This is a genomic window from Micromonospora sp. NPDC000089, assembly GCF_042899365.1.
Lineage (GTDB): Bacteria > Actinomycetota > Actinomycetes > Mycobacteriales > Micromonosporaceae > Micromonospora.
This window is the reverse complement of the sequence record NZ_JBIAZT010000001.1, coordinates 323399-347879: the sequence shown is the minus strand read 5'-3', so window position 1 is coordinate 347879 and position 24481 is coordinate 323399. Positions and strand designations below refer to the sequence as shown.

General features: G+C 74.3%; 23 protein-coding genes and 3 tRNA genes. 18 read left to right on the top strand and 8 right to left on the bottom strand.

Annotated elements, in window-relative coordinates:
* Nucleotides 1-90 precede the first annotated feature (90 nt).
* Nucleotides 91-1689: a phosphoglycerate dehydrogenase gene (serA, locus tag ACFY3U_RS01685; RefSeq protein ID WP_387193128.1), complete on the top strand. Its 1599-nt coding sequence runs from the start codon at nucleotides 91-93 to the stop codon at nucleotides 1687-1689.
* A 113-nt stretch (nucleotides 1690-1802) separates the two neighbouring features.
* Here serA and ACFY3U_RS01680 read toward each other — a convergent pair whose 3' ends face one another.
* A complete protein-coding gene (locus ACFY3U_RS01680; protein WP_387193125.1) occupies nucleotides 1803-2159 on the bottom strand; it encodes a hypothetical protein in 357 nt (118 codons plus the stop codon).
* Nucleotides 2160-2523: 364 nt separating this feature from the next.
* Nucleotides 2524-3399, bottom strand: a complete 876-nt coding sequence (locus tag ACFY3U_RS01675; protein WP_387193123.1) for an FAD:protein FMN transferase — start codon at nucleotides 3397-3399, stop codon at nucleotides 2524-2526.
* A gap of 221 nt (nucleotides 3400-3620) precedes the next feature.
* Here ACFY3U_RS01675 and ACFY3U_RS01670 point away from each other — a divergent pair, with 221 nt between their 5' ends.
* Together ACFY3U_RS01670 and ACFY3U_RS01665 are read left to right on the top strand one after the other, a co-directional pair.
* A complete protein-coding gene (locus ACFY3U_RS01670; protein ID WP_387193120.1) occupies nucleotides 3621-4652 on the top strand; it encodes a 3-isopropylmalate dehydrogenase in 1032 nt (343 codons plus the stop codon).
* A gap of 289 nt (nucleotides 4653-4941) precedes the next feature.
* On the top strand, nucleotides 4942-6039 hold the full coding sequence (locus tag ACFY3U_RS01665; protein WP_387193117.1) for a branched-chain amino acid aminotransferase: 1098 nt from the start codon (nucleotides 4942-4944) through the stop codon (nucleotides 6037-6039).
* Between the two features lie 151 nt (nucleotides 6040-6190).
* Here ACFY3U_RS01665 and ACFY3U_RS01660 read toward each other — a convergent pair whose 3' ends face one another.
* Together ACFY3U_RS01660 and ACFY3U_RS01655 are read right to left on the bottom strand one after the other, a co-directional pair.
* Nucleotides 6191-6931, bottom strand: coding sequence for a tyrosine-protein phosphatase (locus tag ACFY3U_RS01660; RefSeq protein ID WP_387193114.1), 741 nt, complete (start codon nucleotides 6929-6931; stop codon nucleotides 6191-6193).
* 56 nt (nucleotides 6932-6987) lie between these two features.
* Complete coding sequence (locus ACFY3U_RS01655) at nucleotides 6988-7446, bottom strand: PRC-barrel domain-containing protein (RefSeq protein WP_387193112.1); 459 nt, start codon at nucleotides 7444-7446, stop codon at nucleotides 6988-6990.
* 362 nt (nucleotides 7447-7808) lie between these two features.
* Between ACFY3U_RS01655 and cimA the strand changes: the two genes are divergently transcribed.
* Nucleotides 7809-9392 carry a citramalate synthase gene (gene cimA, locus ACFY3U_RS01650; RefSeq protein ID WP_387193109.1) on the top strand — a complete coding sequence of 528 codons (1584 nt, stop codon included), beginning with the start codon at nucleotides 7809-7811 and terminating at the stop codon, nucleotides 9390-9392.
* Between the two features lie 157 nt (nucleotides 9393-9549).
* On the opposite strand, the gene ACFY3U_RS01645 is transcribed toward cimA, so the two are convergent.
* A complete protein-coding gene (locus ACFY3U_RS01645; RefSeq protein WP_387194111.1) occupies nucleotides 9550-10488 on the bottom strand; it encodes an endonuclease/exonuclease/phosphatase family protein in 939 nt (312 codons plus the stop codon).
* A 405-nt stretch (nucleotides 10489-10893) separates the two neighbouring features.
* On the opposite strand from ACFY3U_RS01645, the gene ACFY3U_RS01640 reads away from it, so the two are divergent.
* From ACFY3U_RS01640 to arfB, 7 genes are all read left to right on the top strand, one after another.
* Nucleotides 10894-11409, top strand: coding sequence for a hypothetical protein (locus ACFY3U_RS01640; protein WP_387193105.1), 516 nt, complete (start codon nucleotides 10894-10896; stop codon nucleotides 11407-11409).
* A 177-nt stretch (nucleotides 11410-11586) separates the two neighbouring features.
* On the top strand, nucleotides 11587-12636 hold the full coding sequence (locus ACFY3U_RS01635) for an AAA family ATPase (protein ID WP_387193102.1): 1050 nt from the start codon (nucleotides 11587-11589) through the stop codon (nucleotides 12634-12636).
* A complete protein-coding gene (locus ACFY3U_RS01630) occupies nucleotides 12633-13631 on the top strand; it encodes a DUF58 domain-containing protein (protein WP_387193099.1) in 999 nt (332 codons plus the stop codon). The genes ACFY3U_RS01635 and ACFY3U_RS01630 overlap by 4 nt, the downstream gene beginning before the upstream one ends.
* A complete protein-coding gene (locus ACFY3U_RS01625; protein ID WP_387193096.1) occupies nucleotides 13628-14587 on the top strand; it encodes a VWA domain-containing protein in 960 nt (319 codons plus the stop codon). The genes ACFY3U_RS01630 and ACFY3U_RS01625 overlap by 4 nt, the downstream gene beginning before the upstream one ends.
* Before the next feature lie 36 nt (nucleotides 14588-14623).
* Nucleotides 14624-15487: a S1C family serine protease gene (locus tag ACFY3U_RS01620; protein WP_387193093.1), complete on the top strand. Its 864-nt coding sequence runs from the start codon at nucleotides 14624-14626 to the stop codon at nucleotides 15485-15487.
* A 134-nt stretch (nucleotides 15488-15621) separates the two neighbouring features.
* Nucleotides 15622-15930, top strand: a complete 309-nt coding sequence (locus ACFY3U_RS01615) for a hypothetical protein (RefSeq protein WP_387193090.1) — start codon at nucleotides 15622-15624, stop codon at nucleotides 15928-15930.
* Between the two features lie 9 nt (nucleotides 15931-15939).
* Entirely contained in the window at nucleotides 15940-16365 is a 426-nt protein-coding gene (arfB, locus tag ACFY3U_RS01610) for an alternative ribosome rescue aminoacyl-tRNA hydrolase ArfB (RefSeq protein ID WP_387193087.1), read from the top strand.
* A 106-nt stretch (nucleotides 16366-16471) separates the two neighbouring features.
* Here arfB and ACFY3U_RS01605 read toward each other — a convergent pair whose 3' ends face one another.
* Nucleotides 16472-17350 (bottom strand): 3-methyladenine DNA glycosylase, encoded by an 879-nt coding sequence (locus ACFY3U_RS01605; protein ID WP_387193083.1) that lies wholly within the window; start codon nucleotides 17348-17350, stop codon nucleotides 16472-16474.
* A 33-nt stretch (nucleotides 17351-17383) separates the two neighbouring features.
* On the bottom strand, nucleotides 17384-19009 hold the full coding sequence (locus ACFY3U_RS01600) for a hypothetical protein (protein WP_387193080.1): 1626 nt from the start codon (nucleotides 19007-19009) through the stop codon (nucleotides 17384-17386).
* A gap of 168 nt (nucleotides 19010-19177) precedes the next feature.
* Here ACFY3U_RS01600 and ACFY3U_RS01595 point away from each other — a divergent pair, with 168 nt between their 5' ends.
* The 4 genes from ACFY3U_RS01595 (at nucleotide 19178) to ACFY3U_RS01580 (ending at nucleotide 20676) form a co-directional block, all read left to right on the top strand.
* Nucleotides 19178-19981: a fumarylacetoacetate hydrolase family protein gene (locus ACFY3U_RS01595; protein WP_387193077.1), complete on the top strand. Its 804-nt coding sequence runs from the start codon at nucleotides 19178-19180 to the stop codon at nucleotides 19979-19981.
* 105 nt (nucleotides 19982-20086) lie between these two features.
* A tRNA-Gln gene (locus ACFY3U_RS01590) sits at nucleotides 20087-20158 on the top strand.
* A gap of 135 nt (nucleotides 20159-20293) precedes the next feature.
* Nucleotides 20294-20366 (top strand) — tRNA-Glu (locus ACFY3U_RS01585).
* 237 nt (nucleotides 20367-20603) lie between these two features.
* Nucleotides 20604-20676, top strand: a tRNA-Glu gene (locus ACFY3U_RS01580).
* 187 nt (nucleotides 20677-20863) lie between these two features.
* On the opposite strand, the gene ACFY3U_RS01575 is transcribed toward ACFY3U_RS01580, so the two are convergent.
* Complete coding sequence (locus ACFY3U_RS01575; protein ID WP_387193074.1) at nucleotides 20864-21550, bottom strand: IclR family transcriptional regulator; 687 nt, start codon at nucleotides 21548-21550, stop codon at nucleotides 20864-20866.
* Nucleotides 21551-21599: 49 nt separating this feature from the next.
* Between ACFY3U_RS01575 and leuC the strand changes: the two genes are divergently transcribed.
* The 3 genes from leuC (at nucleotide 21600) to ACFY3U_RS01560 (ending at nucleotide 24449) form a co-directional block, all read left to right on the top strand.
* Nucleotides 21600-23051 carry a 3-isopropylmalate dehydratase large subunit gene (gene leuC, locus ACFY3U_RS01570; protein WP_387193071.1) on the top strand — a complete coding sequence of 484 codons (1452 nt, stop codon included), beginning with the start codon at nucleotides 21600-21602 and terminating at the stop codon, nucleotides 23049-23051.
* A gap of 11 nt (nucleotides 23052-23062) precedes the next feature.
* Nucleotides 23063-23650 (top strand): 3-isopropylmalate dehydratase small subunit, encoded by a 588-nt coding sequence (leuD, locus tag ACFY3U_RS01565; RefSeq protein WP_387193068.1) that lies wholly within the window; start codon nucleotides 23063-23065, stop codon nucleotides 23648-23650.
* A 172-nt stretch (nucleotides 23651-23822) separates the two neighbouring features.
* Complete coding sequence (locus ACFY3U_RS01560) at nucleotides 23823-24449, top strand: HU family DNA-binding protein (protein WP_387193065.1); 627 nt, start codon at nucleotides 23823-23825, stop codon at nucleotides 24447-24449.
* Nucleotides 24450-24481: the final 32 nt, after the last annotated feature.

The following is a 24481-nucleotide window of genomic DNA, read 5'->3' as shown; positions in this document are numbered from 1 at the left end:
GCACCGACGGCCATGGCACGGCTCACCGCAGGGCGCAGCGCGGCGTCCCCCCGCAGCCGCCGACCGCCCTGACGACATCTACGAGGACCGATGAATCCTGTCGTACTGATCGCCGAAGAACTCGCTCCCGCCGCCATCGAGGTGCTCGCGCACGACTTCGACGTACGCCACGTCGACGGCACCGACCGCCCGGCCCTGCTCTCCGCGCTCGCCGAGGCCGACGCGGTGATCGTCCGCAGCGCCACCCAGATCGACGCCGAGGCGGTCGCCGCCGCGCCGCGGCTGAAGGTGGTCGCCCGCGCCGGCGTCGGCCTGGACAACGTCGAGGTGCCGGCCGCCACCGCGCGGGGCGTCATGGTCGTCAACGCCCCCACCTCCAACATCGTCTCCGCCGCCGAGCAGGCCGTCGCGCTGCTGCTCGCGGTGGCCCGCAACACCGCCAGCGCCAGCGCCGCGCTCAAGGCGGGGGAGTGGAAGCGGTCCAAGTACACCGGCGTCGAGCTGCAGGGCAAGACCGTCGGCGTGGTCGGCCTCGGCCGGATCGGGGTGCTCTTCGCCCAGCGGATCGCCGCGTTCGGCACCCGCCTGATCGCGTACGACCCGTACATCCAGCCGGCCCGCGCCGCGCAGCTCGGCGTCCGCCTGGTCGGGCTGGAGGAGCTGCTGCGGGAGGCCGACTTCATCTCCATCCACCTGCCGAAGACCCCGGAGACCGTGGGCCTGATCGGTGAGAAGGAGCTGGCGATCGTCAAGCCGGGGGTGCGGATCGTGAACGCCGCCCGCGGTGGCCTGGTCGACGAGCAGGCGCTGGCCGACGCGATCGCCGAGGGCCGGGTCGCCGGCGCCGGCGTCGACGTGTACGCCAAGGAGCCGTGCACCTCGTCGCCGCTGTTCGCCTTCGACAACGTGGTGGCCACCCCGCACCTGGGCGCCTCCACCCACGAGGCGCAGGACAAGGCCGGCCTGGCCGTGGCCAAGAGCGTCAAGCTGGCGCTGCAGGGCGAATTCGTGCCGGACGCGGTGAACGTGCAGGCCGGCGGCGTGGTCGCCGAGGACGTCCGACCGCTGCTGCCGCTGGCCGAGAAGCTCGGTCGGGCCTTCACCGCGGTGGCCGGCGGGGTCGCCGCCAGCGTCACCGTCGAGGTGCGCGGCGAGATCGTCAACCACGACGTGTCGGTGCTCAAGCTCGCCGCCACCAAGGGGCTGTTCAGCTCCGTGGTGGAGGACCAGGTCACCTACGTCAACGCGCCGCACCTGGCCGCCGAGCGGGGCGTCGAGGTGACCCTGGTGACCCAGCCGGAGACGGTCGAGCACCCCAACCTGGTCACCGTCCGCGGCGCGCTGCCGGACGGGCGTACGGTCAGCGTCTCCGGCACGGTCACCCACACCGGCGCCCGGGACGTCATCAAGCTGACCGAGGTGGACGGCTTCGACGTGGAGATCGGCGCGGAGGGCATCCTGCTCTTCCTGCGCTACGTCGACCGGCCGGGCGTGGTCGGCACCGTCGGCACGCTGCTCGGCGAGGCCGGCGTCAACATCGCCGCGATGCAGGTGGCCCGCCGCGAGGCCGGTGGCGAGACGCTGATGACGCTCACCGTCGACCAGGCGCTCGGCGCCGACCTGCTCACCTCGGCGGCCGAGTCGATCGGCGCGACCTCGGCCAGCGCCGCGGACCTCCGCGACGAGTGACACCCTGACGCGTCGAGGGGCCCGGCCGTCACGGCCGGGCCCCTCGCATCCCGCGCGCCCCACCCCCGCGCGCCCTCCCGCCGGTCGAGATCGCGGGGTGGGGTGGGGGTGGGTCAGCGGGGGACGGGGTACGGGGGCGGGTAGACGGAGCCGTCCTGGGCGTCGTAGAGCATCAGACCGCACTCGGCGGCCAGCCGTTCGATGTCGAGCAGGACCTGGTCCGCGCAGGTCGGCACGAGGTTGAGCTCCACGTGGTCGGCGGCGGCGTGCAGCGGCGTGACCTCCCACGGGCTGTCCGCGCCGGTCGCCCGGTCCGGGTACGCGGCGGTGACCGCCCGGTAGAAGCGGACCACCCGCGGGTCCGGGTGCCGGTCCTCGTGGCCGCCGTCGCGGCACCGGCGCACCGCCGTCCGGACGTCCTCGGGCGTGGCCCGGTCGGGCAGGGCCCACACGCTCAGATCGAAACTCACGGCGGACAGCGTGCCATCCGCCGTTCACTCCGGCGACACTGACCCGCCGGACGCCGCGCCGGCCGCGGAACCGGTACGCCGCGACACTCCGCAGTGGAGACTCTTGCGTCGAGTTGCGTCGATTCGCTAGCGTACCGGTGCGGTCCACCGGTGAGTCGTTGTGTCGGCCCGTCTTCGGGTGACGAGGCCGCCGCCGCGCCGACCGGCTCCGCACCCCTCGAATGCGCGAGCCACGCGCACTCGTCGCTGACCGGCCCCCACGGTCGTTGCCGAGACCGTGGGGGCCGATCGCCGGCCCGTCGACCGTGCGACCCGCGCGGACCCCCTCCGCGCGAGCCGGCCGACTGACTGCCGCCGCACCGCCTCAGCGGCGACGATGGGCGAACAGAGCTCGATATCCGGAGTCGCCGCGGAACCAGGCCAGCCCGGTCGGCCCGGCCGCGTACAGCGCGGTGGCGTACGCGTCGGCGACCGCCAGGTCCGGGCCGACAACGGTGGCCGCGACCAGGTGCCGCGCCGCCTCGCCGGTGTGCGGGTCCACCACGTGGCCCTGCCGGCCGGTCACGCCGGAGGTGCCCACCGCGCCCGCGGTCATCTCCAGCACCAGCGGCGAGCGCCGCCCGTCGGTGGGGTGGTGCACCGCCACCCGCCAGGGCCCGCCGTGCGCCGCATGGCCCCGCACGGTGAGGTCCGCGCCGGACAGCACCGCGTAGTCGGTGATCCCGGCCGCCCGCAGCCGGGCCGCCGCCCGCTCCACCGCCCACCCGTTCAGCAGGCCGCCCGGGTCGAAGCCGCCGGGCACCGCCCAGGCGTCGAACCAGCCGTCGGTGGCCGCCCGCATGGCGGCGCAGCGGTCGACCAGGTCGGCCAGCGGTGGGTACGACTCGGGGGCGATCTCGCCCCGGCGCAGCCGCGAGACCAGGCTCTCCGGGCGGCTCGGGCCGTACGTCAGGTCGATGGCGCGCAGCTCGGCGACCGCGTCGCGCAGCGCGTCACCGACCGCCCGGCGGCCGAGCGCGCGCGGGGCGTTGAGCAGCATCGAGTACTCGGCGGTGCTGGTGCGCACCGCGTGCCGGGCGGCGATCCGGTCACCGGCCGGCTCGGCGTCGACGTCGATCCGGTGGCTGCGGGCGCCCAGTCGCAGGTCCGGCCGGCGGCGGACGAATCCCGCCTGGTCCACCCACCGCGTGCGGGGCTGCTCGTCCCACCGGACCGCTCCGGACCGCTGCTCGCTCCGCATCACGCCTGCTCCTTCACCGACGGCGCCGCAGCGCCGCGGCGAATACCGTCCGGGCCCCCGTGACCCGTGTCGTGATCGACCCTAGGCACTGGAGATGACCGCACCATGAATGCCACCTGGGAGGCTGCTGAGCATTCGAGTTCCCGGATTCTGGAAGGCGCGTACCGGTTGCCGGGACGGCGGCGTACCGTGCACGGAACGGACGAGGTGAGGAGCGCCAGGTGGCACGGATCGCGGTGGTGGCCGGTGACGGCATCGGGCCGGAGGTGGTCGCGCAGGCCCGCAAGGTCCTCGACGCCGTGCTCCCCGGGGTCGAGGCCACCGGGTACGACCTGGGCGCCGCCCGCTACCACCGCACCGGCGAGGTGCTGCCCGACTCGGTGCTGACCGAGCTGGCCGGCCACGACGCGATCCTGCTCGGCGCGGTGGGCGACCCGAGCGTGCCGCCCGGGGTGCTCGAGCGCGGCCTGCTGCTCAAGCTGCGCTTCGCCTTCGACCAGTACGTCAACCTGCGCCCGTCCCGGCTCTGGCCCGGCGTCACCGGCCCGCTGGCCACCGTGAAGCCGGGCGAGGTGGACCTGGTCGTGGTCCGCGAGGGCACCGAGGGGCTGTACGCGGGCGCCGGCGGCTCGCTGCACCGGGACACCCCGGCCGAGGTGGCCACCGAGGAGAGCCTGAACACCCGGCACGGCGTCGAGCGGGTGATCCGGGACGCGTTCGCCCGGGCCGCCCGCCGCGAGCGGCGCAAGGTCACCCTGGTGCACAAGACCAACGTGCTGACCCACGCCGGGTCGCTCTGGTCCCGCGCCTTCGCCGCCGTCGCCGCCGAGCACCCGGACGTGACCACCGAGTACCAGCACGTCGACGCCGCGGCGATGTTCCTGGTCACCCAGCCCCAGCGGTACGACGTGGTGGTCACCGACAACCTCTTCGGCGACATCCTCACCGACATCGCCGCCGCGGTCACCGGCGGCATCGGCCTGGCGGCCAGCGGCTGCATCAACCCCACCGGGGCGTACCCGTCGATGTTCGAGCCGGTGCACGGCTCCGCGCCGGACATCGCCGGCAAGGGGGTCGCCGACCCGGTGGCCGCGGTGCTCTCCGTCGCGCTGCTGCTCGACCAGCTCGGGCACGCCGACGCCGCCGCCCGGGTCTCCGCCGCGGTCGCCGCCGAGCTGGCCGCGCGCACCCCCGGGATGCCGTTGCGTACGGCGGAGGTGGGCGACCGGCTGGCCGGGCACGCCGCCGGCTGACCGGCGGACCGGGCCGCCCGGCCCGTTCCCCGGCCCCGGCCGCGCGGATCCGTTCCTCGGCCCCGGCCGCGCGGATCCGTTCCCCGGCCCCGGCCGCGCGGATTCGCTCCCCGGCCCCGGCCCCGGCCGCGCGGCCCGGTTCGCCGGCCGCGCTCCGAGCCGTACCGGGCGGACGCGGGCCAGTGCGGCGGAGGTGGCGCTATCCGCTGAACGACCGTTCGGGGTAAGTTTTCTGGCACCAGTCGGTGTGCGGTCCCGCACGCCGCCAACCCGCAGGGAGGTCAGCGCGATGAGCGGTGGTGACAAGCTCGATTTCGAGATCCGTCCTAATCCCGCTGCGGTATCCGCCGCCGATCGGGCCGCCCTGCTGGCCAACCCGGGCTTCGGCCGGGTCTTCACCGACCACATGGTCACCATCCGGTACGCCGAGGGCAAGGGCTGGTACGACGCCCGGGTCGAGGCCCGCGCGCCGATCCCGATGGACCCGGCCAGCGCGGTGCTGCACTACGCGCAGGAGATCTTCGAGGGGCTGAAGGCGTACCGCACCGCCGACGGGTCGATCACCATGTTCCGGCCGGAGGCCAACGCGGCCCGGTTCGTCGACTCCGCCCGCCGGATGGCGATGCCGGAGCTGCCGCCGGAGACCTTCGTCGAGTCGCTGCGCCAGCTGGTCTCGATCGACCGGGACTGGATCCCGCAGGGCGCCGACGCCAGCCTCTACCTGCGGCCGTTCATGTTCGCCAGCGAGGTCTTCCTCGGCGTCCGCCCGGCCAACGAGTACCTCTACTGCGTGATCGCCTCTCCCGCCGGGGCGTACTTCGCCGGCGGGGTCAAGCCGGTCACCGTGTGGGTCTCGCCCGACTACACCCGGGCCGCGCCCGGCGGCACCGGCGCGGCCAAGTGCGGCGGCAACTACGCCACCTCGCTGGCCGCCCAGGCTGAGGCGATCGAGGCCGGCTGCGACCAGGTGGTCTTCCTGGACGCGGTGGAGCGCCGCTTCGTCGACGAGCTGGGCGGCATGAACGTCTTCTTCGTCTACGACGACAACACCCTGGTCACCCCGCCGCTGACCGGCACCATCCTGCCCGGCATCACCCGGGACGCGATCCTCACCCTGGCCGCCGAGGCCGGCCACCGGGTGCAGGAGCGGCCGGTCAGCTTCGCCGACTGGCAGGCGGACGCCGCGAGCGGACGGCTGCGCGAGGCCTTCGCCTGCGGCACCGCCGCGGTGATCACTCCGATCGGCCGGGTGAAGTTCCCCGACGGCGAGTTCCTGATCGGCGGCGGCGAGCCGGGGCGCACCACCACCGCGCTGCGCGAGCAGCTGGTGGCCATCCAGCGCGGCGAGGCTCCCGACCCGCACGGCTGGGTCAGCCAGCTCGGCTGATTCCCGCGACCTGGCCCGCCGCCCGCGAGGCGAAATGCCCTGGCCCGCCGGAGCAGGGCGACCGGCGGGCCGGGGCGTCGGGCCGACCCCGTGCCGCGGTGGTCGTCGGCCGGGGCGGGCGACGACCGGCCGCCGGCGATCGGGTGCGGGGCTACTCCAGCAGGTGGGCGCGCAGGGCGTCGAGCTGGGCGTCGGTGACGCCGGTGTGCCGCAGGTAGTCCTCGATCGAGCCGTGCCGCTCGCGCAGCCCGTCGAGGAAGAGGATCATCGCCTCGGCGGGCGCGGAGAGGAACGGCTGCGGCGGCTGCTCGGCCTCCGGCATCGTCTCCGCGACCCAGGCGCTGAACCGCTCGCCGGCCTCGCTGCTGAGCGCGTAGTCCTCGGCGATGTCGGGGTCGCTGACGCCGAGCACCGACAGGGTCAGCGCGCAGACGATGCCGGTGCGGTCCTTGCCGGCCAGGCAGTGCACCAGCACGGGGGCGTTGGCGCTGTCCGCGATCAACCCGACCGCCTCGGCCAGGCCGGCGGTGCCGGTCTCGGCCAGGTCCGCGTACCGGTCGGCCAGCCAGCGGGCCAGGTCCATCTCGGGGTGGTAGCGGTGCTGGCCCCAGTCGGCGTGCTCGGGGTGGACGTGCCGGTACGCCAGCCCGTCGCGCTCCGGCACCCGGCCGTCCCGCTCCACCTCGGACGGTCGGCGCAGGTCGATGACGGTGCGGACGCCGAGGGCGGTGAACGCGTCGAGGTCGGCGCCGTCGAGCCGGTGTGGCGAGTCGGAGCGGTACAGCCGGCCCCAGCGCACGGTGCGCCCGTCGTGGCCGGGGTAGCCCCCGACGTCTCGGAAGTTGAACATGGCGGAGAAGGGGATCCGGCGGTTGACCTCGATGGAGTCCACGGTGACACGGTAACGGCCGGTGGAGCGTCGCTCCACCGGCCGTCGCGTCGATCCGACTACCGGGCGGTGCCGGGCGGCACGTTGCCGTACGTGTCGTCGTAGTAGCCACCCAGGGTGTCCCGGTACGCCGGGTCGCTGTGGCTGTTCTCGTCGTACTCGGGGGCGGCCTTGATCTGGTCCTTGGTGCGGTCGACGTGGACCTTCTTGTCGTCGTGGTCGACCTGGTTGACCGTGCCGGCCGGCAGCATGACCTTCTTGCCGAAGATCCACGGGCCGGTGTCGACGACCAGGTAGCTGCCGCCCACCTCGTGGCTGGCGCTGTCGATCTTGCCGATCGAGCCGTCGGTGGCCTCGACCTTGTAGCCAACCAGATCGGTGTCGGCGACGCCGGCCTCGTCCCGGTAGCTCCACGGGTTGAACGCGCCGGCGGGAGCGCCGCCAGCGACCGTGCCCTGACCGTCGTCGATCAGCGGGTCGGTGCCGGCGTGCGTGCTGTGCGGATCGAGCCTGTCCATGGTGACTCCTGCCTCGACTGACGTAGTCGTCTCGGAGATGAGGGGCTTCTGGTGCGGCGACGAAGTACCCCGGGCTGTCGCGATCCACACCAGGTGTCCGGAAATGACCATTCACGGAGACCGCCGCGCCGGCGCCCCGGACGGCCGGGGAACCGCCTCCACCGTCCCGGAATGTGGATTGGGGTTCCCAGATCGAGGCCGGGGTGGCACAGTGTCGAGCGTGAGCAGCACCGTCTCGATTATTGGCAGCTAGCGCGCCGGCCTCCCCTCCGCCGAGCGCGCAGACCTCCCGCATCCGCGGGGGGTCTTTTTGTTGCTCCCCGCCGCAGCCGTTCCCCGCCGCATCCACCGAAGGGACCATCATGACGTTCCAGGTCTACGACACCACGCTGCGCGACGGTGCCCAGCGCGAGGGGCTCAGCTACTCCGTGGTCGACAAGCTGGCGGTGGCCCGGCTGCTCGACGAGTTCGGGGTGGGCTTCATCGAGGGCGGCTGGCCGGGCGCGGTGCCGAAGGACACCGAGTTCTTCCGCCGGGCGCGCACCGAGCTGAGCCTGCGGCACGCCGTGCTGGTGGCCTTCGGCGCGACCCGCCGGGCCGGCTCCTCGGCCGCCGACGACCCGCAGGTGCGCGGCCTGCTGGACGCCCAGACCCCGGCGGTCGCGCTGGTGGCCAAGGCCGACATCCGGCACGTCGAGCGCGCCCTGCGCACCACCGGTGCGGAGAACCTGGCGATGATCCACGACACGGTGACGCACCTGGTCGCGCAGGGGCGGCGGGTCTTCGTCGACGGGGAGCACTTCTTCGACGGCTACCGGCACGACCCGGCGTACACCGCCTCGGTGGTCCAGACCGCGCTCGCCGCGGGCGCCGAGCGGATGGTGCTCTGCGACACCAACGGCGGCATGCTGCCGTCCCGGGTGACCGCCGCGATCGCCGACCTGTCCGCGCGGATCGGCGTCGGGCCGGAGCTGTTCGGCATGCACGCGCAGAACGACACCGCGTGCGCGGTGGCCAACACCATCGCCGCGGTGGAGGCCGGCGTCCGGCACGTGCAGGGCACCGCCAACGGGTACGGCGAGCGCCCCGGCAACGCCGACATCTTCGCCGTGGTGGCAAACCTGCAGCTCAAGCTCGGGCTGCCGGTGCTACCCGACGGTTGCCTGGACCAGATGGTCCGGGTCTCGCACGCCGTCGCCGAGATCGCCAACATCGCCCCCGACACCCACCAGGCGTACGCCGGGGCCGCCGCCTTCGCCCACAAGGCCGGGCTGCACGCGAGCGCGATCAAGGTCGACCCGTTGCTCTACAACCACGTGGACCCGTCGGTGGTCGGCAACGACCAGCGCATCCTGATCACCGAGATGGCCGGCCGGGCCAGCGTCGAGCTGAAGAGCCGCGAGCTGGGCCTGGACCTGACCGGCCATCCGGAGGCGCTGTCGCGGGTCACCGGACGGGTCAAGGAGCTGGAGGCCGGCGGCTGGTCGTTCGAGGCCGCGGACGCGTCGTTCGAGCTGCTGGTCCGCTCCGAGCTGCCGGATGCCGCGCCGCCCCGGCCGTTCGCGCTGGAGTCGTACCGGGTGCTGGTCGAGCACCGCGAGGACGGCGCGGTGGTCTCCGAGGCGACCGTGAAGATCCGGGTACGCGGCGAGCGGGTGATCGCCACCGCCGAGGGCAACGGCCCGATCAACGCCCTGGACGAGGCGCTGCGGGTCGGGCTGTCGAAGCACTACCCGCAGCTGCGCGACTTCGAGCTGGCCGACTACAAGGTGCGCATCCTGGAGGGCAGCCACGGCACCGGGGCGGTGACCCGGGTGCTGGTGGAGACCGCCGACGGCGCCGGCCGGGACTGGACCACCGTCGGGGTGCACCCCAACGTGGTCGAGGCGTCCTGGCACGCGCTGGTCGACGCGCTCACCTACGGCCTCGACCGCGCCCGGGTCTGACCCCTTCCCGCCTGCCGCGCCCGCGCCTGCCGCAAGATCGCGCTCGAACATGGAAGTAGTGGCCTCGTTCGCACTGGATGGCCACTGTTTCCTGGATTGAGTGCGATCTTGGGCGGGGCGGGGCGGGGCAGGGGCAGGGGAGCGCGGGGTGGCGGGGTCAGGCGGCGGGGAGGCGCAGGTCGACGAGGACGGCGCGGTGGTCGCTGCCCGGCACCGGGCGTACGGCGACGGCGCGCACCGCGATCCGCCGGTCGACCAGCACGTGGTCGATGGTGACCGGCGGGATCAGGTCGCCGTCGTACGGGCCCCAGGTGCCGGCCAGCCCTCCGCCCGCGGCGTCGGCCGCGTCGACGTACCCGCTGCGCAGCAGGGCCCGCAGCGGGGCGTGGTCGAGGGTGGCGTTGAAGTCCCCGGCCAGCACGCGCAGCGGCCCGTCCGGGGTGGCCCGGGGCTGGGCGTGCTGGTCGGCGAACCAGTCGTCGACCATCTGCAGCGAGAACGGCGCGCACGGGTGCGCCGACTCCACCCGCACCGGCGGCGCACCGGGCACGGTCACCGTGGCGTACGCCTGGGCGAAGTGGAACACCCCCGGATTGCGCCGGACGCCCCCGTCGGTCAACGGGTGCCGGCTGTAGAGCCCGGAGCCGGTGGAGTCCGCCGCGGCCCCGGCCTGCCGGTGGGGGAGCAGCCCGGCCAGGCCCGCCGCGTCCAGCGCCGCCTGCGCCTGCGGGGTGAACTCCTGCACGGTCAGCACGTCCACCCGCTCCCGCCGGACCAGCTCGACCAGGGCCCGGGCGTCGGCGCCGCCGAAGAGCAGGTTGGCGGTGAGCAGCCGCAGGGCGGGCCCGGTCGTCGCCGGCTGCGCGGACGGCAGCGCCCGGGGCACCACCGCGCCGACCAGCGCCAGCGCCGCCACGGCCGCGACCAGCGCCGGCCCACGGCGCCGCAGGGCGAGCGTCAGCACCAGCGCGATCAGGCTCCCGACCGCGACGTACGGGGTGAAGGCGACCGCCTGCACCAGCGGCCCCCGCTCGGACCCGGTGAGGCGGACGGCCGCCCAGCCGACGCCCGGCGCGACGGCGAGCCAGCAGAGCACGGTGCCGCCCCGACGGCGGGCCTGTGGGGCGGGTGCCGGTGCGGTCTCGATCACGCGGAACAGGCTAGCCCCCGCGCGCGCCGACCGGGTGCCGGGCGCAATTCGCGAGTGGCCCTGCGTTCGCCTCTCACAATTCTTGCCGGTGTTTCCAAAATTGCAAAACGCATTGATCGACTATTGACGCTCCGCTTTGCCCGGTGCTACCTTCCTCGTGGTTGAGGCGCCGCAACAGAGCGTAGTAATACCTGATCAGGGCCGGTGAAGAAGGGTTGAATCAACAATGTTTCCGCAGGCGGACGGAAGAGTGCTCCCGCCGCCTGGCCGGCCCGCGAAAACCAGCACGCATCCGGCCCGTTCGAATTGCGGGTCCGGCCGTATCGCCACGCACACAAAAAGGGGAAAGTCATGGCCACATTCTTCAGGCACAAGGCGGCGGCGGTGACGCTCGGCGTCCTGGCGCTCACCCTTGCCGGCGGAGGCATCGCCGCCGCCCAGCCGACCACCAAGGCTCCGGCCCCGGTGGCCCAGCCGGCGGCGCAGCCCCGCGGCAACTCGCAGCCCGGCGTCTCGCCGGCCGCGGCCCGGCAGGCCAGGGCCGCGCTGCGGGCCTCGCTCGTGCCGACCGCCGGCACGGTCGAGTGGGCCGTCGTGGCCAGCAACGGGACGCTGCTGCAGCACTCGGCCAACGTCGTCTCGACCACCAAGTACGGGCCCGGGCAGTACCAGGTGCTGCTCAACTACGACGTGCACCTCAAGGGGTACACCGCCACCGTCGGCACCACCGACCAGTTCAACGTCCCGCCGTCCGGCCTGGTCTCGGTCGCGCCCCGGAACCTGACCCCCAACGCGATCTTCATCCAGACCTGGACCGCCGGTAACACCCCGGCCGACCGGCCGTTCCACCTGCACGTCTCCAACTGAGCACATCGACCGGTACGGCGCCGGCCCGCTCCCGGGCCGGCGCCGTCCGGCGTGGAACGAACCCGGTCGGGCTGTTGCGCGCCGGACGGGTGACTCGTCCCGTTGCGGGATGGAAAGGCCCTCCCCGGCGCTGATAATCCGACGTTTGTCCGCCCTTCCCCTCGGGAAGCAAGCACCGTGACGGACATCTCGGACACCCTGGCCAGCCTGCCCAGCCCGGTCGATCCGGACGCGGTCGGCGCCGAGCTGGAGCAGACCCTCTTCGAGGTCAAACGCGTGATCGTCGGGCAGGACCGGCTCGTCGAACGCCTGCTCACCGCGCTGATCGCGGACGGCCACTGCCTGCTGGAGGGAGTGCCCGGCGTCGCCAAGACGCTGGCCGCACAGACCCTCGCCACCGTGGTCGGTGGCACCTTCTCCCGGATCCAGTTCACCCCCGACCTGGTCCCCTCGGACATCGTCGGCACCCGCATCTACCGCGCCTCCACCGAGAGCTTCGACGTCGAGCTCGGGCCGATCATGGCCAACCTGGTGCTCGCCGACGAGATCAACCGGGCGCCGGCCAAGGTGCAGTCGGCGCTGCTGGAGGCGATGGCGGAGCGCCAGGTCACCATCGGCGGGCGGAGCTGGCCGGTGCCGGAGCCGTTCCTGGTGCTGGCCACCCAGAACCCGATCGAGTCCGAGGGGGTCTACCAGCTCCCCGAGGCGCAACGCGACCGGTTCCTGATGAAGGTCGTGGTCGACTACCCGAGCGACGCCGACGAGCTGGCCATCCTCTACCGGATGAGCGCCGACCGGCCCCGGTCGCGGCGACTGCTCGACCCGGACCGGCTGCGCGCCTTCCAGCAGCGCGCCGCGCACATCTTCGTGCACCACGCGGTCGCCGAGTACGTGGTCCGGCTGATCCTGGCCACCCGCGACCCGGGTCGGTTCGGGCTGGCCGAGCTTGCCCCGATGTTGGCGTACGGGGCCAGCCCCCGGGCCACCCTCGGCCTGGTCGCCGCCGCCCGGGCCCAGGCGCTGCTGCGCGGCCGGGAGTACGTGCTGCCCGACGACGTCCGGGAGCTGGCGGTGGACGTGCTGGCCCACCGGTTGGTGCTCTCCTTCGACGCGGTCGCCGACGGGGTCACCGCCGAGACGGTGGTGCGCCGGCTGGTCGAGGCGGTGCCCCCGCCGGTGCTGGCCACCGGGCACCCCGAACACGCGCCCGACCTGGCGGCGGCATGAGGCGAGCCGCGCGGCCGGTCCCGGCCGCGCCCGGGCTGGCCGATCTCACCCCCGACCAGCGGCTGCGTCGGCTGGAGCTCACCGTCGGCCGGCGCCTGGACGGGATGCTGCAGGGCCAGCACCGCGGCCTGCTGCCCGGGCCGGGCAGCGAGATCGCCGGCAGTCGGGAGTACCGGCCCGGCGAGGACGAGGTGCGCCGGATGGACTGGGCGGTGACCGCCCGGACCACCGTGCCGCACGTACGGGTGGTCGACGCCGACCGGGAGCTGACCACCTGGCTGCTGGTGGACGCCAGCCCGAGCATGGAGTTCGGCACCGCCGAGCTGGACAAGCGGGAGCTGTCGGTGGCGGCGGTGGCGGCGATCGGCTTCCTCACCGCCGGCACCGGCAACCGCCTCGGCGCGCAGGTGCTCGGGGCGGGAGGACTGCGCCGGTTTCCGGCCCGCGGTGGGCGTACCCACCTGATGGGGGTGCTGCGCGCCCTGCTGCACGCGCCTCGCGCCGGCGGGTACGACGGCGCCGGTCCGCCGCCGCCGCAGCTGGCCGACGGCCTCGCCGAGGTGCAGCGGGTCGCCGTCCGGCGCGGCCTGGTGGTGCTGGTCTCCGACTTCCTCGACGGGCTGCCCGACGACCACGCCGAGCCGCCGCCCTGGGAGCCGGCGCTGCGCCGGCTCGCCGCCCGCCACCAGGTGCTCGCCGTGGAGGTCACCGACCCGCGCGAGCTGGAGCTGCCGGACGTCGGCCTGATCACCCTGGTCGACCCGGAGAGTGGCCGGCGGCGGGAGGTGTGGACCGGTGACCCGGCGCTGCGCCGGCGGTACGCCAGTGCCGCCGCCGCCCAGCGCGAGCAGGTTCGCCGTGCGCTGCGCCGGGCCGGCGCCACCCACCTGCCGCTGCGCACCGACCGGGACTGGACCGCCGACATCGTCCGGCACGTGCACGCCCAGCGCCGGCTCGCCGCGGCGCCCGCCGCCAACCGGGGAGGAACCGCGTGACCTGGCAGTCTCCCGTCCGCCTGCTGCTGCTGCTCGGGGTGCTCGCCCTGGCCGTCGGCTACCTGCTGGTGCAGCGCCGGCGCAGCGCGTACGCCGTCCGGTTCACCAACCTGCGGCTGCTCGACCGGGTGGCGCCGGTACGCCCCGCCTGGCGCCGGCACGTGCCGGCCGGCCTGTTCCTGGCCATGCTGGCGCTGCTGGTGGTGGGCTTCGCCCGGCCCACCGCGCAGGTGAAGGTGCCCCGGGAACGGGCCACCGTGGTGGTCGCGGTGGACGTCTCCACCTCGATGCTCGCCACCGACGTCGAACCCGACCGGCTGACCGCCGCCAAGGAGGCGGCCGGGCACTTCGTCGACATGCTGCCCGACGAGTTCAACGTGGGGCTGGTGGCGTTCGCCGGCAGTGCGGCGGTGGTGGTGCCGCCGGGCACCGACCGGGAGGCACTGCACGCCGGGATCGGGCGGCTGTCCGAGGGGATGACCGGGGTGCAGGGCACCGCGATCGGCGAGGCGATCAGCACCTCGCTGGGGGCGGTCAAGGGGCTGGACGAGCAGGCGGCCAAGTCTCCACCGCCGGCCCGGATCATCATGCTCTCCGACGGTGCGAACACCGCCGGGATGGACCCGATGGAGGCCACCGCGGCCGCGGTCAGCGCGAAGGTGCCGGTGCACACCATCTCCTTCGGCACCCCCGGCGGCTACGTCGACCGGGGTGGCCGGCCGATCCAGGTGCCGGTGGACGGGCAGACCCTCAAGGCGGTTGCCGAGGAGACCGGCGGCGGGTTCCACGAGGCCGGCTCCACGAAGGAGCTTCGCGACGTGTACGAGGACATCGGTTCCTCGGTGGGGTACCGCACCGAACGCCAGGACATCTCCGCCCGGTTCATCGGCCTCGGGCTGGTGTTCGCCATGGGCGCCGCGGCCGGGTCGATGCGGTGGTTCTCCCGCCTGCCCTGAGCCCGTCGAGCGAGTGAGCAGTGAGGAGCGGACGATATGGCAGTACAGACCGGACTGGGCGAGCCCCGGGGACCGTGGTTCGTCTCGCCCGAGCTGGGGCCGGACGGGCGGCACCGGTGGGACGTACCCGGGGCGGGGGAGGACCCGTCCCGGCGCCGCGGCTGGCGGGGCCGGCTGCTGACCGCGGCGGCCGTGGTGGCACTGTCCACCGTGTCCGGCGCGGCGGCCGGTGCCTGGGTCGCCGACCAGGGCGGGGCGGCCGGCACGGCGGCCTCCGCCGCCCCGGTGCCGGCGGAGCTGGTCACGGCCGCGCACAAGACCGTGCCGGGAGTGGTGTCGGTGCTGGTCGGCGGCGGGTCCGGGCAGGGCGCGACCGGCTCCGGCTTCGCCATCGACGACCAGCAGCACATCATCACCAACGACCACATCCTGAGCAAGGGTGGCGGGGGCGCGGTGACCGTGGAGCTGCCCGACGGCCGCCGGCTCGCCGCCGAGGTGGTCGGCCGGGAGCCCGCCAGCGACCTGGCGGTGCTCCGGGTGCCGGCCTCGGCCGGCCTGGCGGCACTGCCGTTGGCCAAGCCGCGTACCACGCAGGTGGGCGAGCCGGTGCTCGCGGTCGGCTCACCGCTGGGCCTGCCCGGCACGGTGACCGCCGGCATCGTCAGCGCGCTGGACCGCCAGGTCCGGCTGGGCACCAACCGGCGCAGCGCGGTGCAGACCGACGCCTCGATCAACCCGGGCAACTCCGGCGGCCCGCTGGTGAACGCCCGGGGCGAGGTGGTGGGGGTGAACACCGCGATCGCCACCATCGACGGCAGCGGCTCGATCGGCATCGGCTTCGCCATCCCGATCGACCAGGTGCAGCAGACCGCCGACACGATCATCGGCAAGGGCGGCTGACCCGCCCGCCCGACGGCCGGCCGGGGCGCCGCCCGGCGGGCGCTCCCGGCGGGCGCTCCCGGAAGTGGTCGGATGCCCCGCAATGGACCAATCGGGCCATAGAAATATCACGCTCGGTATGGATACTGGCGTGGGTGGAGCTTCCTGTGATTGCGGTCCTGGTGGCGGTGGGACTCTTCGTCGGTTGGGCGGTCGGCGCTCAGTACGCCCGGGCCCGGCGCGGCTGGACCGACTACCGCGCCGCCCAGCGGGCCGTCCCGACCGCCCGGAAGACGGCCTGGCTGCTGGTCCGCGCGGTCACCACCAAGGTCGGCGTGATCGCGCTGCTGCTGATCGGCGCCGTGGCGTACGCGGCCGTCGGCCCCGACCACGAGCGGGCCGAGCCGGGGCCGTCGCCGACGCCGAGCGCCACCGCCACCCAGGCGCGGCTGAAGGGGCGTTAGCCTCGGGGCGTGGACGACGGACTGCGGGTGACCGACCGGTGGCTGGTGCCGGCCGCGGAGTTGCGGGAGCGGTTCTCCCGGTCCTCCGGCCCGGGCGGTCAGGGCGTGAACACCACCGACTCGCGGGTGGAGCTCAGCTTCGACGTCGCCGGCACGGCCAGCCTGCCCCCCGCGCTGCGGGCCCGGGCGCTGGACCGGCTGGCCAACCGCCTGGTCGACGGGGTGCTCACCATCGCCGCCAGCGAGCACCGCGCCCAGCTGGCCAACCGGGAGGCGGCCCGGGAACGGCTGGCCGCCCTGCTGCGCGAGGCGGTCGCCCCACCGCCGCCGCCCCGCCGGCCGACCCGGCCGTCCCGCGGCGCCAAGGAACGCCGGCTCGCCGACAAGAAGCGCCAGTCGCAGCGCAAGCGCGACCGCCGCGCCGACGGCGACTGACCGAGCCGGGGCGGGCCGCTCCCGCCGCCGGGATGGCGCACCGGGGCCTTCGTCGGCCCGTACCCAGGGCGCGTCGGCGCGGGGTCAGTGTCGCCGCCCGGCCCGGTCAGTCCGCCATGGCGGTGCTGAGGGCCGCCAGCAGCCGGCCGCGCAGCGTAGCCGCCCGCTCGGCGAAGTCCCGCTGCGCGGCGGCGTACTCGGCCCGGCCCTCCGGGGTCTCCACCGCCACCGCCGGGTAGCCCAGCGCGGCCAGGTCGTACGGGCTGGCCCGCATGTCCAGCGTGCGGATCTCCCGGGCCAGCGCGAAGGCGTCGGCGACCAGCTCGCTGGGCACCAGCGGGGAGAGCTTGTAGGACCACTTGTAGAGGTCCATGTTGGCGTGCAGGCAGCCCGGCTGCTCCAGCGCGTGCTGGCTCTCCCGGCTGGGGATGAGCACGTTCAGCGGCCGGGCCGGCGCGGTGAAGAACCGGTACGCGTCGAAGTGGCTGCACCGCACGCCGCGCTCCTCGACCACGGCGGCGGTCCGCTCCGGGCTGAGCCGCAGCGGCCAGGCGTTGTGGCGTACCTCGTCCTGGGTCTGCCGGTAGACCATCGCCCACTCGTGCATGCCGAAGCAGCCGAACTGCGCCGGCCGGCCGGCGGTGGCGGTGAGCAGGCCGCGGATCCAGGTGATCGACTCGGCCCGCCGGGCGCGTACCGCTGGGGTGTCGAGGGTGAGCCCGGCGGGCGTGGCGCGGTAGTCCCGGCCGAAATCGGCCGGGTCGGCGTCGCGCAGCGGCACCCCGGCGCCGGGGTGCCAGCGGCGGAGCTGGGCGGGCCGGTGCGAGTAGTAGGTGAAGAGGAAGTCCTCCACCGGGTGCCTTCCGCCGGCGCGGCGGCGGGCCAGATGCGGTGCCAGCCAGGCGTCCACCCGGGCCTCGTGCGCCGCGCGCCGGGCCCGCCAGTCGGCCACTTCCGCGGCGGCGGGGGCGAGGGCGGCGGTCACGACCCCAAGGGTACGACCGCCGCCCGTCCCGCCTCAGGGCACGTCCACCCGCACCCCGGCGGAGAACACCCCGCTGCGCAGCTCCAACTGCTTCGGCTTCTGCATCCCGCGCATGGTGAAGACCAGCGGCAGCACCACCCGGTTGCCGGCCGCCACCGGGTCGGCGAAGACGTCCCGACCGAGGTTCGCCTGCCGGGTGGCGCTCTCGTCCACGCCGACGAAGTTCCCGCCCGGCAGGTAGGCCCGTTGCAGTTGGCCGTGCCAGGGTTGCTGTTCCGGGGTGAGGTTGCGCACCCCGACGGTGGCCTGGCACTGCTGGCTCGCCGCCTTGGCGGTGGCGCAGGTCACCCGGTAGACGGTGAACTCGAAGGACTTCTCCCGCAGCGGGGTGCCCACCGCGCCGGTGGCGCCCTGACCGGCCCAGGCGCCGGCGGTCGGCTGCTTGTTGGTGTCGATCGCGGCCACCTTCTGGGTGCCCGTCCAGACCGCGGCGAAGACCACGCCGGCCAGCACCGCGGCGGCCACCACGACCACCAGCCAGATCGGCGGGTTGCGGCGCCGGCCGGTGACGCCGGGCGCGGCCGGCCGGGGATAGACGGTGCCCGCGTCGGCCCGGACGGGCGGCCGGGCGTAGGCCGGTTGGCTCTGGCTCTGGCCCTGGATCGGGCTCTGGCCCTGGCCCTGGTCGGTCGGGCCCGTGCCGCCGCCGCGCCGGGCCCGGGCCCGCAGCGCCCACCAGATCCCGCCGGCGATCAGCACCAGCAGGGCGACCAGCGCGGCGGCCAGGACCGGTGGCCGACGCCACGCCGGGGCGGGGGTGGCCTGGGTCCGCGGCACCGCCGCGGCAGCCTGCCAGGTCGCCGTCCCGCAGTCGTACGGCCGGTCGCCGTCGCCGGTGTACGCGCAGGCCGGCGCGGTGACCGACTGGCCGGGCGGGGTGGCGGCCAGCGCGGTGTCCAGCGTCCGGGTGGCCCCCGCCGGCACGGTCAGCCGCCAGGTGACCTCGCCGGTGCCGTTCTGCCCGCCCGGCCGGGTGGCCAGGCCGCCCGCGCTGACGGCGGTGACCGACGAGCCCGGCGGCAACTCCTGCCGGACCATGGTGTCGATCGGCGTGCTCCCGGTGTTGCGCACCTGGATCCGGTACCCCGGCACCGGCGTGCCGGCCGGCGCCACGGCGACCTTCAGCGGCGGCTCGGGGCGGCCGGCGCCCGGGTTGGCGGTGGTCGCCATTCCCGGCGCCGGCACGGCCGGGGTCACCGGGATCACCGCGCCGGTCGCGGCCGCCCCGGGCACCGCCGACCGGGCCGGCGCGGCGGGCTGCCCGACCGGGCCGGCCTGTTCCGGCCGACCGCGTGCCGGGGCCTGACCGTTGCGCCCGGCCCCCTCCGCCGGCTGGGCCCGACCCGGCGGTCCGGCCTCGTCCCGTGGCCCGACCTGGTCCCGTGGCCCGACCTGGCCGCGTGGGCCGGTCCGGTCCCGTGGGCCGAGCCGATCCGCCGTGGGTGTCGGGGCGGGTGCGGCGGTGGCCGGCGGTGCCGGCGTCACGGCCGCGGCCGGGGTCGCGGGAGCCGCCGTGGGCAGCGCCGGCAGGGCGGCGAGGACGCCCAGACCGTTCACGAGGACGGCGAGGGCTCTGTGGTGTCGTCTCGATGCAGGCATACGAACGAACCTCCGGAGCCGAAACTATGGGCGCGGACCCTCCGCCCGGGTACGAAGCGCCGAACCCCGCCCGTCCCGGCGCCCGGTGGCGTACGCTGCGCCGACGCCGCCACCGGCCGGTCCCCGGCGCTGGCGGCCCCGGGCCGCGACGCGGGCTAGATTGGCCGGGTGCGTATCGCTCGTTTTGCTCATGCCAAGGGAATGTCGTTCGGGGTCGTCGAGGGCGAGCCGGAGGCCGGGCCGCAGGGCCTGACCATCGCCGAGATCGAGGGCCACCCGTTCGGGCAGATCCAGTACTCCGGCGCCCGCTGGGCGCTCTCCGACATCCGCCTGCTCTCCCCGATCCTGCCCAGCAAGGTCGTCTGCGTCGGCCGCAACTACGCCGAGCACGCCGCCGAGCACGGCAGCGAGGTGCCCAAGGAGCCGCTGCTGTTCCTGAAGCCGTCCACCTCGGTGATCGGCCCGCGGGACGCCATCCGGCTGCCCATCTTCTCCAAGCAGGTCGAGCACGAGGCGGAGCTGGCCGTGGTGATCGGCGCGCCGGGTGCGCGCCGGGCCGACCGGGCAGCCGCCGAGAAGGCGATCTTCGGGTACACCTGCGCGAACGACGTCACGGCGCGGGACCTGCAGCGCTCCGACGGGCAGTGGACCCGGGCCAAGGGCTTCGACTCGTTCTGCCCGATCGGGCCGTGGATCACCACCGGGTTGGACGTCTCGGACCTGGAGATCCGCTGCGAGGTCGGCCGCGACCCGCAGGAGATGGAGGTACGCCAGCTCGGCCGCACCAGCGACATGGTCTTCGACGTGGTGGGCCTGGTGTCGTACATCTCGCACGTGATGACGCTGCTCCCTGGCGACGTGGTGCTGACCGGCACGCCGGCCGGGGTTAGCCCGCTCGCCGAGGGGGATACGGTCACCGTGCGGATCGAGGGGATCGGTGATCTCACCAACCCGGTGGTTCCGGTCGCCTGATCTCCGCTCGGCCCGTTTCCGCTGTTCAGGGGCGGTTCGGGGGGTTGGATTTGGCCCGTCGGTGCCGGGAGGGTAAAGTTCATTCCCGGCGCCGCAAGGGGCCGATGGGGTATGGGGTAATTGGCAGCCCGACTGATTCTGGTTCAGTTAGTCTAGGTTCGAGTCCTGGTACCCCAGCGCAACCTCGGGTTCGTGAGAGCCCGGGTCGCTGGATTCTAACGGAGGTCACTCCGCTCCATCGGGGGTGGAGCTGATCTCTTGATAGAGTGCAGCTTCTCCGCCCGCACCGGGTGGGGGAGCATGAAGTGTTCTGGCCCCGTCGTCTAGCGGCCCAGGACGCCGCCCTCTCAAGGCGGTAGCGCCGGTTCGAATCCGGTCGGGGCTACAGCGCTGACAGCCCGTTCCGCTCCGGCGGAGCGGGCTTCTTCGTGTCCGGGCCCGCTCGCCGGCTCGTGGCACCCCGGTTCGTGGCACCCCGGTTCGTGGTCTCGCGGCCCGGCGGGTCCGGCTCGCGGCGGCAGGCCGCGGGCGCACGGCGGTCGCCCCCGCCGTCGGGCCGGGAACCGATGCCGCTAGACTAGTCCCGCACCGCCCGGCAGGGCGGTGAAGCAGGAAAGTGCCTGGCCCCGTCGTCTAGTGGCCCAGGACGCCGCCCTCTCAAGGCGGTAGCGCCGGTTCGAATCCGGTCGGGGCTACATCACCGAACGGCCCGTCTCTCCCGAGACGGGCCGTTCGCCATTCCCGCGCGTCCCCTGCCGCCCGCCGCCCGCGGCCGCTCCAGCCCACCGTCCAGGTCGATCAAGGAGTTTGCGTCAGGATCACGCCGTTTTCTGACGCAAACTCCTTGATCAACGGCCTGGGGCGGCGCGGGCGCGGGTGGGGTCAGAGGCCGGAGAGGCGTTGGCCGGCGCGGACCACGGCCATCGCGTGGCGTTCGCCGGGGCGGCGGCCGAGGCGTTCGATCGGGCCGGAGATGCTGACCGAGGCGATCACCCGGCCGGTGCGGTCCCGGATCGGGGCCGAGACGCTCGCCACACCCGCCTCCCGCTCCGCGACGCTCTGCGCCCAGCCCCGCCGGCGCACCTCGGCCAGCGTGCGCCCGGTGAACTTGGCCCGGGGCAGCAGCGGCATCACCGCCTCGGGCGGCTCCCAGGCGAGCAGGATCTGCGCCGCGGAGCCGGCCGTCATCGGCAGCACCGAGCCGATCGGCACGGTGTCCCGCAGCCCGCTGGCCCGCTCGGCGGCGGCCACGCAGACCCGCTCGTCGGCGCGGCGCAGGTAGAGCTGGGCGCTCTCCCCGGTGGCGTCGCGCAGCGCGGCCAGCAGCGGCTCGGCGGCGGTGAGCAGCACGTCCGGCGCGGCGTTGGCGAGTTCACCGAGCCGGGGCCCGGGACGCCAGCGCCCCTGGGTGTCCCGGACCAGCATCCGGTGGATCTCCAGCGCCTGCGCCAGCCGGTGCGCGGTGGCCCGGGGCAGCTTGGTGCGTTCGACGAGTTCGGCCAGGCTGGCGCCGTCCACGCAGGCGGCCAGGATGACCACCGCCTTGTCGAGGACGCCGACACCGCTCATACTGTGTCCCACAAGCCGAAACTTACCTCCCAGAATTTAGGATGTCCAGATGGTGGGAGTCACTCCTGAGCCCAGGCCGAGGACCCTGGCCGAGAAGGTCTGGGACGCGCACGTGGTCCGGACCGCCGAGGGCGAGCCTGATCTGCTCTACATCGACCTGCACCTGCTGCACGAGGTGACCAGTCCGCAGGCCTTCGACGGGCTGCGGCTGGCCGGCCGCCGGATCCGTCGCCCCGAGCTCACCCTCGCGACCGAGGACCACAACACCCCGACCGGGTACGACGACCCCGCCTTCCGGTCCCGTCGCGGTGACCTGCTCACCATCGCGGACCCGACCTCGCGTACGCAGATCGAGACGCTGCGCCGCAACTGCGCCGAGTTCGGCGTCCGGCTGCACCCGCTCGGCGACGAGAACCAGGGCATCGTGCACGTGATCGGCCCGCAGCTCGGGGTGACCCAGCCCGGCATGACCATCGTCTGCGGCGACTCGCACACCGCGACCCACGGCGCGTTCGGTGCGCTGGCCTTCGGCATCGGCACCAGCGAGGTCGAGCACGTGCTGGCCACCCAGACCCTGCCGCAGGCCCGGCCGCGCACCATGGCGGTCAACGTGACCGGCCGGTTGGCCCCCGGGGTGACCGCCAAGGATCTGGTGCTCGCGCTGATCACCCAGGTGGGCACCGGCGGCGGGCGCGGCCACGTGGTGGAGTACCGCGGCGAGGCGATCCGGGCGCTGTCCATGGAGGGCCGGATGACGGTGGCGAACATGTCCATCGAGTGGGGCGCCAAGGCCGGCCTGATCGCGCCGGACGAGACCACCTTCGGCTACCTGCGCGGGCGGCCGAACGCGCCGCAGGGCGCCAACTGGGACGCCGCGGTGGCGTACTGGCGGACGCTGCCCACCGACGAGGGCGCCACCTTCGACGCCGAGGTGACCCTGGACGCGAGCCGGGTCACCCCGTTCGTCACCTGGGGCACCAACCCCGGCCAGGGGGCGCCGCTGGCCGCCGCCGTGCCGGCCCCGGAGGAGTTCGGCACCGACGCCGAGCAGGCCGCCGCCCGCCGGGCGCTGGAGTACATGGCGCTCACCCCCGGCACCCCGCTGCGGGACCTCGCGGTCGACGTGGTCTTCGTCGGCTCCTGCACCAACGGCCGGCTGGAGGACCTGCGGGCCGCCGCCGACGTGCTGCGCGGGCAGCGCGTGGCGGACGGGGTCCGGATGCTCGTCGTTCCCGGCTCGGCCGCCGTCCGGGAGGCCGCCGAGGCGGAGGGGCTGGACAAGGTCTTCGTCGACGCGGGCGCCGAGTGGCGCTTCGCCGGCTGCTCCATGTGCCTCGGGATGAACCCCGACACGCTGAAGCCGGGCGAGCGCTCGGCCTCGACCTCCAACCGCAACTTCGAGGGCCGGCAGGGCCGGGGCGGGCGTACCCACCTGGTCTCCCCGCCGGTCGCCGCTGCCACCGCCGTCGTCGGCCGGCTGGCCGCCCCCGCCGACCTCTAGGGAAGGGCAGCATGGACAGGTTCACCACGCACACCGGCACCGCCGTGCCGCTGCGCCGCTCCAACGTGGACACCGATCAGATCATCCCCGCCGTGTACCTCAAGCGGGTGACCCGGACGGGTTTCGCGGACGGGCTCTTCAACGCCTGGCGGGAGGACCCCGCATTCGTGCTCAACGATCCGGCTCATTCCGGTGCGTCGATTCTCGTGGCCGGCCCCGAGTTCGGCACCGGCTCCTCCCGGGAGCACGCCGTGTGGGCCCTGCGCGACTGGGGCTTCCGGGCGGTGATCTCCCCCCGGTTCGGGGACATCTTCCGGGGCAACGCCCTCAAGGAAGGCCTCCTTCCGGTCGAGCTGGAATTGACGGCGGTCGCGGAGATCTGGGACCGGATCGAGGCCGAGCCGACCACCCAGGTCACCGTCGACCTGACCGCCCGTGAGGTCCGGGTCGGGGAGTCCAGCTGGTCGTTCCCGCTGGACGACCACAGCCGTTGGCGGCTGCTGGAGGGCCTGGACGACATTGGACTCACCCTCCGGCACGCCGACGAGATCGCCGCGTACGAGGCCGGCCGACCGTCGTTCAAGCCGGCCGTGGCATAGCCGTACGCCCGACCGCCGCACGGTTTTCGCCCCCTCCGGACCACCCGGTGGGGGCGAATCCGTTGCGACACAAGGGCTTTTTTCCATCGAATGTTTGTGTCCAGGCAGCACAGGGCATACGGTGCGCGCAGAATGGCTCGCGTCGAGTCAGTTGCACAATCGGGAGGAAGTCGTGAACAAGGCCGAGCTCATCGAGGCGCTCGCCGCCCGTCTGGGAGACCGGAAGGCGGCGACGGCGGCGCTCGACGCGGTCCTCGCCGAGGTCCAGGCGGCGGTAACCAAGGGCGACAAGGTGGCGATCACCGGATTCGGATCGTTCGAAAAGCGGGTCCGGGCCGCCCGAACAGCGCGCAACCCGCGTACCGGCGAGGCGGTGAAGGTCAAGAAGACCTCGGTGCCGACCTTCCGTCCGGGTGCCGGGTTCAAGGAGATGGTGGCCAGCGGCAAGGTGCCGAAGGCCGCCGCCCCGGCGAAGAAGACGGCCAACGCGGCCGCCCGGACCACCGGCACGAAGGCCGCCGGCACGAAGGCGACCGGCGCCAAGGCCACCACCGCCAAGGCCACCACCGCCACCAAGACCACGACCGCGAAGAAGACCACCGCGGCCAAGAGCACCAGCGCCACGGCGAAGGCCGCCAGCAAGAAGGCCGCCCCGGCGAAGAAGACCGTCGGCACGACCAAGGCGACCAGCGCCGCGAAGAGCACCGCCGCGAAGAAGACCACCGCGGCCAAGAGCACCGCCGCCAAGAAGGCCCCCGCGAAGAAGGCGCCGGCCAAGAAGGCCGCCGCCCGTCGCTGAGACCCGACGGTACGACGAAGGGGCGCTCCGCC

Coding starts and splice junctions, on each gene's coding strand:
- ACFY3U_RS01600 (WP_387193080.1), bottom strand. CDS start 19,009: ATGCCTGCATCGAGACGACACCACAGAGCCCTCGCCGTCCTCGTGAAC.
- ACFY3U_RS01640 (WP_387193105.1), top strand. CDS start 10,894: ATGGCCACATTCTTCAGGCACAAGGCGGCGGCGGTGACGCTCGGCGTC.
- ACFY3U_RS01665 (WP_387193117.1), top strand. CDS start 4,942: ATGAGCGGTGGTGACAAGCTCGATTTCGAGATCCGTCCTAATCCCGCT.
- ACFY3U_RS01620 (WP_387193093.1), top strand. CDS start 14,624: ATGGCAGTACAGACCGGACTGGGCGAGCCCCGGGGACCGTGGTTCGTC.
- serA (WP_387193128.1), top strand. CDS start 91: ATGAATCCTGTCGTACTGATCGCCGAAGAACTCGCTCCCGCCGCCATC.
- ACFY3U_RS01675 (WP_387193123.1), bottom strand. CDS start 3,399: ATGCGGAGCGAGCAGCGGTCCGGAGCGGTCCGGTGGGACGAGCAGCCC.
- ACFY3U_RS01630 (WP_387193099.1), top strand. CDS start 12,633: ATGAGGCGAGCCGCGCGGCCGGTCCCGGCCGCGCCCGGGCTGGCCGAT.
- leuD (WP_387193068.1), top strand. CDS start 23,063: ATGGACAGGTTCACCACGCACACCGGCACCGCCGTGCCGCTGCGCCGC.
- leuC (WP_387193071.1), top strand. CDS start 21,600: ATGGTGGGAGTCACTCCTGAGCCCAGGCCGAGGACCCTGGCCGAGAAG.
- cimA (WP_387193109.1), top strand. CDS start 7,809: ATGACGTTCCAGGTCTACGACACCACGCTGCGCGACGGTGCCCAGCGC.
- ACFY3U_RS01655 (WP_387193112.1), bottom strand. CDS start 7,446: ATGGACAGGCTCGATCCGCACAGCACGCACGCCGGCACCGACCCGCTG.
- ACFY3U_RS01575 (WP_387193074.1), bottom strand. CDS start 21,550: ATGAGCGGTGTCGGCGTCCTCGACAAGGCGGTGGTCATCCTGGCCGCC.